The sequence below is a fragment of the Kitasatospora sp. NPDC051984 genome, from assembly GCF_044593455.1.
In the GTDB taxonomy this organism is placed as follows: domain Bacteria; phylum Actinomycetota; class Actinomycetes; order Streptomycetales; family Streptomycetaceae; genus Kitasatospora.
Window position 1 is genome coordinate 109933 of the sequence record NZ_JBIUCB010000018.1, and the last position, 11113, is coordinate 121045.

Annotated in this window: 11 protein-coding genes; 10 read left to right on the forward strand and 1 reads right to left on the reverse strand. The window is 71.6% G+C overall.

Features of this window, described 5'->3' with window-relative positions; genetic code table 11:
• Positions 1-2 precede the first annotated feature (2 nt).
• Positions 3-1166 (reverse strand): helix-turn-helix transcriptional regulator, encoded by a 1164-nt coding sequence (locus ACIHEI_RS28400; RefSeq protein WP_396608637.1) that lies wholly within the window; start codon positions 1164-1166, stop codon positions 3-5.
• A 207-nt stretch (positions 1167-1373) separates the two neighbouring features.
• Between ACIHEI_RS28400 and ACIHEI_RS28405 the strand changes: the two genes are divergently transcribed.
• The 10 genes from ACIHEI_RS28405 (at position 1374) to ACIHEI_RS28450 (ending at position 11038) form a co-directional block, all read left to right on the forward strand.
• Complete coding sequence (locus tag ACIHEI_RS28405; protein ID WP_396608638.1) at positions 1374-2378, forward strand: hypothetical protein; 1005 nt, start codon at positions 1374-1376, stop codon at positions 2376-2378.
• A 65-nt stretch (positions 2379-2443) separates the two neighbouring features.
• Entirely contained in the window at positions 2444-3955 is a 1512-nt protein-coding gene (locus tag ACIHEI_RS28410) for an amino acid permease (RefSeq protein WP_396608639.1), read from the forward strand.
• Positions 3952-5313 carry a glutamine synthetase family protein gene (locus ACIHEI_RS28415; protein ID WP_396608640.1) on the forward strand — a complete coding sequence of 454 codons (1362 nt, stop codon included), beginning with the start codon at positions 3952-3954 and terminating at the stop codon, positions 5311-5313. The genes ACIHEI_RS28410 and ACIHEI_RS28415 overlap by 4 nt, the downstream gene beginning before the upstream one ends.
• Before the next feature lie 94 nt (positions 5314-5407).
• Positions 5408-6961: a Mur ligase domain-containing protein gene (locus tag ACIHEI_RS28420; protein WP_396608641.1), complete on the forward strand. Its 1554-nt coding sequence runs from the start codon at positions 5408-5410 to the stop codon at positions 6959-6961.
• Between the two features lie 20 nt (positions 6962-6981).
• A complete protein-coding gene (locus ACIHEI_RS28425) occupies positions 6982-7476 on the forward strand; it encodes a LuxR C-terminal-related transcriptional regulator (RefSeq protein WP_396608642.1) in 495 nt (164 codons plus the stop codon).
• On the forward strand, positions 7473-7799 hold the full coding sequence (locus ACIHEI_RS28430) for a hypothetical protein (protein WP_396608643.1): 327 nt from the start codon (positions 7473-7475) through the stop codon (positions 7797-7799). Before ACIHEI_RS28425 ends, ACIHEI_RS28430 begins: the two co-directional genes overlap by 4 nt.
• Positions 7796-8032, forward strand: a complete 237-nt coding sequence (locus ACIHEI_RS28435; protein ID WP_396608644.1) for a hypothetical protein — start codon at positions 7796-7798, stop codon at positions 8030-8032. Before ACIHEI_RS28430 ends, ACIHEI_RS28435 begins: the two co-directional genes overlap by 4 nt.
• Positions 8033-8085: 53 nt before the next feature.
• Positions 8086-8619 carry a hypothetical protein gene (locus tag ACIHEI_RS28440; protein ID WP_396608645.1) on the forward strand — a complete coding sequence of 178 codons (534 nt, stop codon included), beginning with the start codon at positions 8086-8088 and terminating at the stop codon, positions 8617-8619.
• Positions 8620-8657: 38 nt separating this feature from the next.
• Positions 8658-10532: a glycoside hydrolase family 15 protein gene (locus ACIHEI_RS28445; protein WP_396608646.1), complete on the forward strand. Its 1875-nt coding sequence runs from the start codon at positions 8658-8660 to the stop codon at positions 10530-10532.
• Positions 10529-11038 (forward strand): AAA family ATPase, encoded by a 510-nt coding sequence (locus ACIHEI_RS28450; RefSeq protein WP_396608647.1) that lies wholly within the window; start codon positions 10529-10531, stop codon positions 11036-11038. Before ACIHEI_RS28445 ends, ACIHEI_RS28450 begins: the two co-directional genes overlap by 4 nt.
• Positions 11039-11113: the final 75 nt, after the last annotated feature.

The window sequence follows — 11113 nt, forward strand, 5'->3', positions numbered from 1 at the left end:
GGTCAGGATGCCGCCATCAAGGACAGCAGCCGGTCGTTGAGTTCCAGAACCTGGACTTCTCGTCGCCAGGGTTTCAGCTCGCGCGCAGCGGCGAACACCAGGTTCATTCCCCCGCCGCCGCGGGTCTGCTCGAGTTCGTCCACGGCCTGGTCCAGTACTTCGAGGGCGCCGTCGACCTGCCGCTGCCGGATGTGGGCAAGGGCGAGGTTTCCCAGCACGATCGTCCGCGACTTCTTGTGGCGGCCCAGGATCCCGGCTGCGGACTCCAGTTCGCCCTGCGCCCGGCGGAGTTCGCCGAGTTCGAGATAGCAGGAGCCTGCGAGGCGGCCGACTTGGTCTGATGAGACGAGGTCAGCGGCAGGCCCGGCGCCGGCGTCTGCCAGTTGGTCCTGGGCGAGGCCGATGTTCCTCTCGCACTCCTCTCTATCCCCGAGCATGGCGTGCGCCTCACCGACGTGCAGAAGCGCCAGCCCCGCCAGAGCCGGGCTGACCGGTGCGGCCCGTCGCGCTGCCGCCTCGGCGAGCGCAAGGCCGGTCGATGCATCCTTGGTGCCGTACAGGTCGACATAGCTCGACCGCAGCAGGGCGTGACTCTCCAAGGCGGGGTCCTGCACACTGCGGGCGAGCGCAGCGGCCTGTGAGTAGTACTTCCGAGCGCCTCCATGGTCGCGCCGCTGCGAGGCGTCCCACACCAGCTTTCCCATCAGCGTGGCCGTCTCGGCCTGAAGCCGCAGCAGGCCCCGTTGTGGTCCTCCGCGCAGGTGACGAGCCAACTCGCCGATGCGGGCGAAATGCTGGCCGGCCTCGGCAAGGAGGCTCGCGGACGGGACTCGGTCGTATCGACGTTCAAGGTCGAGATAAGCGATCCGCAGGTCATCGGGCGAAGCGTCGACACGGGTGACGCTATCGGCCTCCGACCCGACGTGGCTCTGCCGTCCGTCGAACAGGGCTTCAAGCTCGGCAGGTTCACGGCGGAGGGCCCCTGCGAGAGCACGCATCTGCCGGGCCTGCGGTACGGCCTTGCCGGCCTCCCATCGGTGCACCGTCGACCGGTCGACGCCGAGCTCCTCGGCCAGCCCTTCCTGACTCCATCCCTCCGCCCTCCGCCACTGGGCAAGCAACCCCACCCGCTTCATCACGAACTCCAAAACTTTGTTGGCCGGCAAGGGGGCAGCTCACAGCCATGTTTCTCGCGTGGGCGCCACACAATGCAACAAATTTGCACTGTTACAGCGGCGTTGTCTGCTGATTCCCTATGACCCGCGCCAAACGCCGACCTGGCGGCCCGCCACTTCTCTCTGCGCGATCGGGTACTGCCCGACGGATGCCATCGCATACCAGTGATCGTCCACCGGTCCGCCCACCTGAATGCCATGTCCATGACCGAAAGGGTTGCCCCCGTGATTGCCGCATCGTCTGCCCCGCCGGTGTACCACCCTGCCGGGTTCGACGCTGCCCTGCGGACCGCGGTGGACGATCTGTCGGCCGGCCGGTGGCTGTCGGCGGAGCGGCTGCTGACTACCCCGTCGCCGACGCCGGCTGTTTGGACGTTCTGGACGCAGGTGCTGGCGCTGGTGGCGGCGCGGTCGGCGGTGCTGGGCGAGTGGGCGCGCGAGCACCCTGATGCGCGCGGTCTTGGCGTGCTGCGGCTGAGGGTGATGGTCGAGCACGCGTTGACCGCCGATCGGGCGGGGCGGCCGCAGGCGTGGAAGCTGGAGCAGGCGGCGCGGGTGGCGTGCTGGACAGCTGCGCACGCTGATCCGGCGGACCCGGTTCCGTGGGTGTGCCTACTCGCCCTGGCTGTGCTGGATCGCGATCGGTCCCTGCCCGAGCACCGGGTGCGTTCGACGGATCCGATGCTCCCAGCCGGCCCGTGGGGGATGTTCGACGAGGTGCTCCGACGCGATCCGGTGGGCCGCGAGGCGCACCACCGCATGTATCGGTACTGGCAGCAGGAGAGTCGCTCCGCAGCACTCGACTTCGTACACATGGTCACGACGAACGCGCTGCCGGGGTCCCCGATCGCGGCCCTGCCGCTGTACGCGTCGGTCGACCAGTACCGCACGGCGCCGCGCCGGGACGCGGTCGTGCGCGGGCAGTGGCGGCGCGACCCTCACTTCTCGAACACGCAGCGTGCCTATCGGAGTTGGCGGTCAGCCGAGCCCGGTTCGTGGACGGTTTCAGATCTCAGCCATCTCGCGCACGCGCTGTGGGCGTCGGCGCAGATGGACGCCGCCGTCGAAGTTTTCGAGGCACTCGGAGTGCTCGCCTCCCGCACTCCCTGGAGCGATGTGGCCGAGTCCCGGGAGATGGGCGAGGTCGTGCTGCTGACCGCCCGACAGCAGGCGTTCGCCGGCCGTGCCACCGCGCTGGCCTGACCCTACGCCACCCGTTCCCCAGCCCTTCCACCCTTCCCACTTCTACCTGCACGGAGGTCGTTCCCATGCCCCCCGCACACGCCGCGCCACCGCCCCAGAGCGACGAGGAGCACCTGCGCCGACTCGGCTACCAGCCGAAACTCGCCCGTCGGATGAGTGCGTTCGGGGTCTTCGGCAGCGCGTTCAACGTGATCTGTGTCCTGGCCGGCTGTATGACGATGTTCTCCTACGGCTTGAACACCGGCGGTCCTGCGGTGATGCTGTGGGGCTGGATCGGCGTCGGCTTCATGGTCATGTTCGTGGGCCTGGCGCTGGCGGAGGTCACCTCCGCGTATCCGACGTCGGGCGCGCTGTTCTTCATGGCTCACCAACTAGGCGGCCCCCGCTGGGGTTTCGCCGTGGGCTGGCTCAACCTGCTGGGACTGATCGGCGGGATCTGCGGCATCGACTACGGCGCCGCCAACTTCACCGGCGCGTTCCTGAACATGCAATTCGGCTACCAGCCGACCCCGCTGGGCCTGTTCGCGATCTTCACCATGATCCTGCTGCTCCACGCCGCGCTGAATCTGGGGAGCGTGCGGCTGGTGTCCGTGCTCAACTCCGTCTCGGTCTGGTGGCAGATCGTCGGTGTCGCCTTGATCGTCGGGCTGCTGGTGGTCGTGCCCGCCCGGCACCAGGACGCGTCCTGGGTGATGGCGCATTTCGTCAACAACACCGGCTGGTCGAACCCCATCTACGTGAGCGCGGTGGGTCTGCTCCTGGCCCAGTACACGTTCTCGGGCTACGACGCCGCGGCTCACATGTCGGAGGAGACGACGCGGGCCTCGGTGGCGGCGCCGCGCGGAATCGTCCGCTCGATCTGGGTGTCCTGGATCGCGGGCGCGGTGTTGTTGGCCGGCCTGCTGTTCGCGATCGGCGACTACGACACCGTCCTGAACACCACCACCGGCACACCGGTGGCGCAGATCTTCCTCGACGCGCTCGGTCCGACGGGGGCGAAGGTGCTGCTGATCGTGGTGATCGTGGCCCAGCTGTTCTGCGGCAACGCGGAGACCGCTGCGAGCGCCCGGATGGTGTTCGCGTTCTCCCGCGACGGGGGGATTCCCGGATCGGGGTTGTGGTGCCGGGTGTCGGAGCGCACCGGCACGCCGGTGGCGGGGGTGTGGCTGTCGGTCGCCGCGGCGCTCGTGCTGGCGCTGCCGGCCTTGTGGAGCGCGACGGCGTACGGGGCGGTGACCGCGGTGAACGTGGTGGGCATGACGCCGGCGTACGCGGTGCCGATCTATCTGCGTCTGTCCCGCAGGGGGCGGCGGTTCGAGCCGGGCCCGTGGAATCTGGGCCGCCGGGGGCCGCTGATCGGATGGATCGCGGTCGGGTGGGTGGCTGTGGTGAGCGTGCTGGTGTGCCTGCCGCAGTCGGCCCCGGTGACGGTCGACACGTTCAACTACGCGCCAGTGGCGCTCGTCGCGGTGCTGCTGTTGGCAGGCGGGTGGTGGTGGCTGCGGGCCCGGCACGAGTACGCGCCGCCGGTTCAGCAGTCCGCCGAGTTGATCGAGCTGGCCGGGGAGGTCGTGTGACCACCGCGGTGAAGAACGTGCACTTGAACGTGGGTTCCCTGGCGGATCTGGTGTACCGCTGCAAGGTGGAGACGGCGTTTCTCGCGATGGTCACCACTCAGGGGGGCTTGAAGGGCAAGGCGGTGGACGCCTCGGTGCTGCTGCGGCAGTTGGAGGGCGGGACGCTGCGGCCGGAGGTGTGTGGCTACCTCCTTGACACCGACCTGGGGATGTCGGCCTCCGCCTGGGGCTCCGGCTTCGGGGACGTGGAGCTGCGGCCCGACCTCGGCAGGACGCACCGGCTGCCCTGGTTGCACCGGACCGCCCTGGTCCTGGCCGATCCGGTCACCGCCGACGGCCGCCCGCTGCCGACCGCACCGGCGGCGATCCTCCGCGACCAGCTCGCCGCTCTGGAGAAGCTCGGCTACGTGCTGCGTGTGGGCCTGGAGACGGAGTTCGTCCTGTACCGGGGGACGGCGGAGCAGGCCGCCGACCGTGGCTACCGCGGCCAGGTACCGCTGACACGCACCACCGGCGACTACACGCTCGATCTGCCCACCGGAGCGGCCGAGTTCACGGCCGAGCTGCGCCGGGTGCTGTCGGCGGCGGGATGCCCGGTGGAGGCGGTGAAGTGGGAGTCGGCTCCGGGCCAGGTCGAGGTCACCTTCCCCTACGGTGATCCGCTGGCCGCGTGCGAGCAGCACCTGCTGTTCAAGCACGCCGCGCGGACGCTCGCCGAGCGCAGAGGGCTGACGGCCACGTTCATGGCGGCCCCGGAGACCGGCATCGGGTCCGGACTTCACTTGCACGTCTCGCTGTGGCGCGACGGCGAGCCAGTGACGTGCCTGCCGGGTGCGGAGTACGAGCTGTCGTCGGACGGGCAGCGGGCGGTGGCCGGAGTGCTGGCCGTGCTGCCCGACCTCGTACCGATGTTGGCGCCGTACGTCAACTCCTACCGCCGGCTGCAACCGAGGAGTTTCGCCCCGACGCGGTGGACGTGGGGACGCGACAACCGGACGTGCGCGTTGCGCGTGGTCGGGCGCGACCGGGGCCTGCGGATCGAAGTCCGGGTTCCCGGTGCCGACGCCAACCCCTATCTCGCGCTGGCGGCCGTCGCCGCCGGCATCCGCCACGGCATCGCGAACGACCTGACTCCGCCCGAGCCCATCGTCGGCGACGGCTACGACGTCGGCTCGGCTCGGCCGCTGCCGTTCTCGCTGGCCGACGCGCTCGCGGCGTTCGAGGGCAGCGCGCTGGCGACGAACCTGCTGGGCACCGACGTCACCGCTCGCCTGGCCGGTGTCGCGCACCTGGAACTGGACCACCACGCACCGCTGGTGAGCACCGCCGAGATCGCGCGCGGCCTCGCCCACGCCTGAGCTCCGCCAGCCCCGGGCCGACGGCGGGTCCGATCCGCTCCCCGCCGTCGGCCCGGCGCCACCACCTGACGATTCGTTTCCCCGTTGGAGAACCATGGACACCACCGCCCCCAGAACCGCTGAAGAGCCCGGCGCCCAGCGCAGTGCCGCGCTGCCCGTACTGCTGACCGCGCCGCACCTAGTGGACATCACCGAGGACGGAATGCGGGGCCTGGCGCAGTGGCTGGCCGGCGCAGGGGCGTCCGTCAGCGGCTCCGTTCTGCCCGCCCTGGCCGACAGCCCCGCGGTGGCCGCGCTGCGAGGTGCCGGGGTCCAGGTCGACGTGGGATTCGACGCCGGTCACGTGAGCTCCGACCGGACCGCGGTGGTGTGGTCGGCCGCCGTCATGCCGGCGCACCCGGAGTTGGAGGAGGCGTATCAGCGGAAGCTTCCGGTCCTGAGGAGGGCCGACGCCCTCGCGGAGATCGCGGCACTGGCCGGGGAGCGGACGGTGGCGGTCTGGGGCAGTCACAGCACCGCGACCGCTGCCGCCGCACTGGCGGCGGCGATGGACGACGGCACCACCGGCTGGGTCCTCACCGCCGCCGTCCGGAACAGGGCGGCGGGCAGCTTCGGCACCGAACAGGGCATGCTCGTCGTCGACTTCGGTCCGGACGCCGGGACGCACGAGGCTCCGGTGGTCGCGGGGTGGCAGTACCGTCCCAGGTCCCACTTCGTCCGCGAGCGGCCGAAGCCGTCCTACGCGCTGATCCTCACCACCGACAAGAACGTTCCCCACATCGCGGACAACGTGGCGGGCCTGGACGCCGCCGAGGTTTTGGCTGTCTCCGCGGCGACCGTCGTCCTGCCCACCTGGGAGGACGGTGCCATCAACCTGCGCGAACGACTGGCGGACAGGGTGGAGCGGGGTCTGCCCGCTCCCCGGGTGGTCACCGTCGGCGTCGACGGCAAAGCCGACGTGCAGGTCGAGCAGCTCCTGTGCGACGACGACACCACGTACCGCGCCACGATCCGCTTCGGCGGCCAGTTGCACACGTTCACCGTGCCCGCCGTCGGCCCCCAGCGCGCCTACGACGTGTGCGCGGCTATTGCCACCGCCCTGGTGGTCGGCGAGAAGGCCGCCGCCGTCGCCGAGCGCCTGCGCGACTTCCGCGGCAGCGAGCGCTCCCTGGCCGTCCTCGGCCAGGAGGCCGGCGTCTGCGTGGCCGTCTCCGGCGCCCGCCACCCGCGGGAGGTCGCCGCCGACGTCACCACCGCCCGGAACCTCACCGAGGGCAAGATCATCGCCGTGCTGGAGCCCGACGGGCTTGCCCGAACCTGGGCTCACGGCGCCGACCTCGGTTCCGCGGTCGCGTCCGCCGACCGCGTGTTGCTACTGCCCGTCCACACGCCGCTGTCCCCAGTCCTCGACACCGAATACCCGTTGGACACCGTCCAGCAGGTTCTCCTTCAGCGGCTCGGACCGGACGCGGTCCACCGGCTGCGTACCGGTCCCGACGCGCCCAGCGCCGCTCAGCAGGTCGCCGAACTCTCCGGCCCCGGCGACCTGGTGCTCCTCATCGGCACCGGCAAGACGGCCAGCCTCGGGAAGCAGCTGCTGGCCCGCCTCGCCGCCAACCCCGATACGCAGAACGCCGACCAGCCGTGACCCCCGACCAGGAAAACTCCGTGCCTGTCGCGCGCCTTCACCGTCTCACCGACGCGGACGTCAATCTGGCCGTCCACGTCGCGGGCGGCTGCACCGCCCGCGACATCGCAAGGGCGCCCAGCCCGTACCGGCGCACCGAGGACGCCCGGAAGGCCGTCGAGGCGCTCCTCCGCGAGGCCGGTGCCCGCACTCGTGCCCAACTCGCCGGCTGGATGGCCGCCACCGGACTCGTCACCGCCCCGGAACGCGACACCGAGGAGCTGCGGGCGGCACCGACCCTGTTTCCTCGACTCCAGAAGATCCTGCAGGGCCTGGCGGACGGTCTCACCGTCCCAGAGATCACCGAACGGCTCGGCGTCTCGAAAACGTCCATGGACGGCTACATCGGGACGCTGTACGCGCAGCTGCGGGTGCGGACGCTGGAACAGGCCGTCGTCGCCGGGGTCCTCACCGAACTCGTCACGCCGGCCCGGCCCGGCGCGCCAGAGCGGACGGTCTCCGAGGCAGCACAGTGAACACCGCCACGTACGAGGAACAGCTCGCCCAGAAGGACGTGGCGATACGGCGACTCAAGCGCGTTGTCATGACGGTACTTCTGATCGGGCCGCTCATCGGGCTCGGTGTCGGCGCTGTCCTCGGGTTCGTGATCGGCAGCGCGGAGGCGGCGCGTACCCGCGCCGAACAGCTCTGTCTGGTCGCCACGATGGCGGGCGCCTGCTACGTCAGCGTGCTGGAGCTCCGGGCCTACCGGGACGGGCGCAGCCCGTTCAACCGGTGGCAGCGGAGCAGCACCGACAGCACCGACTCGGCCCGGTGCCGAACGGACGACCAATCATGACCGCTCCCCGCCGAATCGGCCCCGCCGGAGCGATCACGTGCTTCCTGCTCGGCGCGCCCACCGGTGCCAGCATGCTGTTCCTGATCGAGCACCGGGAGTGTGCCCAGCCGGTCTGGCTCGCACTCGTCGCCGCTCCCGCCCTCGCGGCGGCCGCGGGCTCCGACTGGCTGATCCGCCGCCGCGCGGCAGTCGGCCGTGGGCCTTCCCGCACCACCGCCCGGATCCGCCCGTGAAGCGGGCGACCACCGACCACCCGCACTCCCCATCGACACGACGCAGAGACGAGATGACCCTCCAGACCCGCCCGTTCGCGCCCGCACCGCTCCCTCCCGGCGGCGGGAACATGGGCCGCCTCCGGTACATCGAGGCACCGGGGGACTTCGAGCCGGACGGACGGCCGTCGCTGTACCTGGCCGGGGCGACCGTCGACGGGCCGGACTGGCAGTGGGAGGCGGTCGGTCTGCTCGCGGACGCCGGCTTCGACGGCTCCGTCCTCAACCCCCGCCCCTCGCTCAACCCCGCCACCGACCCCTACCGCGCGTGGACTCCCCTCGGCTGGCAGGACCGCAACATCCGCCGTACCGGCGCCGTCCTGTATTGGAACCCGCTCGGCCACGTCCGCGTGCACGACCGTTACACGGCTGGCCTGCTCAACCAGCCCGGACAGCTGGTGGTGGTCGGCCGCGACCCCGCCGACCCCGTTCAGCAGGCCAATCGCGTGCTGCTGGCGGGCGTCACCCCGTGGCTGAAGGTCCACGACACGCTCGCCGCCACCGTCGCCGCCGTGCTCGACGCGCTCGACGCCGCCGCCCGAGGCTGACCGCCCACCGCCCGCCCACGTCAGGAACCCCCTTCTTCATGCCCGGCACCGCCACCCCTGTCCCGATCGAGGAGCACGCCCTCCTCGGCAACACCCGCGCCGCCGCCCTGGTCCGCCCGGACGGCAGCATCACCTGGGCATGCCTGCCCGGCGTCGACTCCCCCGCGCTGTTCGCCTCCCTGCTCGGCCGACAGGAACACGGCTTCTGGCGCGTCGGCCCGGCCGGCCCGCAACCCCGGGCCGCCGCCCGCCGCCAATACCTGCGCGACACGATGGTCCTGCGCAGCGAGTACGACACCGGCACGGGCGTCCTCGCAGTCAGCGACTTCATGCCCGCCCCCACGCCCGCCGGCGACGCCGACGCGAAGATCGTCCGGATCGTCGAATGCGTCCGCGGCGAGGTGGACGCCGTGTCCGTCTACCGGCCGCGTGTCGACTACGGCGCCAGAATGCCGTACATCAGGCACGCCGACCAGGACGGACTCCACCGGCTGGCGGCGAACGGCCACGGCGAGACGTACTGGCTGAGCGGAGCGGTCCGGCACTCCTTCGAGTGGGACGGGGTGTGCCGCGCCCACTTCACCCTCCGCCGCGGCGAGAGCGTCGCGCTCACGCTGACGTGGAAGCTCGCCGGCCGCCCCGCCCCGCTGCCGTCCGACGCGCTCGCCCAGTTGGACGCAACCGTGGAGTTCTGGGAGCGATGGGCGCGCGGGTGCGCCTACCGCGGCCCCGACCGGGAGGCGGTGGTGCGCTCCGCCGTCACGATCAAGGCCCTGTGCCACCCCCGGGGCGGCGTCCTCACCGCGCCGACCACGTCCATGCCCACCCTGCCCGAGCAACTCGGCGGCGGACGCCTGCGGGACCAGCGGTTCGTGCGGCTGCGCGACAGCGCCCTGGCCATCGCCTCACTGGTGCGGCTCGGGTTCCTCGACGAGGCCAGGCGCTGGCGGGGATGGCTGATTGAGAACGTCGACCCCCACCGTCTTCAGTCCGCCTACCGCGCCAACGGCGACCCGGAGCTCGACGAAGAGGTGCTCGACCACCTGACCGGATACGAGGGCTCCCGGCCCGTGCGCATCGGCGACGCCTCCGCCAGCCGGCTCCAGCTCGACGTCCTGGGCGAGGTGGTCGACACCCTGCTGCTCGCCGAGGACGCGGGACTGCCGCCCACGCCGCAGGTCGACGCCTGGGTCCTCGCGGTCCTCGCCGAGATCGAGGACCGCTGGCAGGCGCCGGACAGCGGAATCCGCGAAGTCCAAGGCGAGAGCCGCGACTTCACCCACGCCAAGATCCGGTATTGGATCGCCGTCGACCGGTCCCTTGCGATGCTGGAGCGCCGCACCGACCCGCCCGCCCCACTGGGCTGGTACCGCGAGCTGCGCGACGCGATCCACACCGACGTGTGCGACAACGGCTACGACCCGGACCGCACCACCTTCACCCGGTACTACGGCGCCACGAAGCCGGACGCCGCACTGCTGCTGGTCCCGCAGGCCGGCTTCCTGCCGCCGGACGACGCGCGCGTCATCGGCACCGTCGAAGCCGCCCAGCGCGAACTGTCCACCGAGAGCGGCCTCGTGCTGTGCGACGCCGACGGTGAGGAGTACGGCGGCGAAGTGGCGTCCCTGGCCTTCTCGTTCCGGCTCGTCCAGGCGCTCGTCGCCGTCGGCCGCAGCCGCGAGGCCCGCGACCTGTTCGACCGCCTTCTCGCCCTGCGCGGGGATCTGGGGCTGCTCGCCGAAACGTACGACACCCTCGCCCACGGCCAGCTCGGCAACTTCCCGCAGACCTCCAGCCACCAGGCGCTGATCGACGCCGCCCTCAGCCTCGCGCCCCCGCCGCAGGGAGCCGTGCCGCTACGCCCCCGCATGCGCGCCGGGCAGGCACCGAGCGCCGCCGGGGCCGCGCGATGAGCAGCGACCAGACACAGGCCGGCACCGGCGCGGCCGACGGGCGCCCCGACCTGCCCGGGCTGCCGGTTCCGCGTCAACTCGCCCCCGCTCCACCCATGTTCACCGGGCGGGAGGACGACCTGGAAGCACTGGAGGACACCCTCGGCCGCGCCGACACGGCCCAGGCATCGCCAGTCGTGGTGATCACTGGCCCCGACGGCATCGGCAAGCGGGCCCTCGCCGCCGCGTGGGGCCGCCGGCTGGCCGACCGCTACCCGGACGGCCAGCTGGTGGCGCGGCTGCGCGCGCGAACCCCGGGCGGCCCCGCCCCGGTCAGCGAGGTCACACGGGCGCTGCTGCGCTCGCTCGGCCTCGGCGACCACGCCCCGCTGCCCGGGACCGAGGAGGATCTGGTCCGCCTCTGGCAGACCGAAGCCGCGCGGCGCAACGCCCTGGTACTGCTGGAGGACGCCGCCAACGCCGATCAGGTGCGCCCGCTGATCCCTCAGAAAGTGTTGGGTAATTGATCAACTGCGTGTTGTGATGGGCTGGCGGTGATCTTCGCCATCGAGGTGTTCGCGAAGATCGCCGCCATGTGTGTC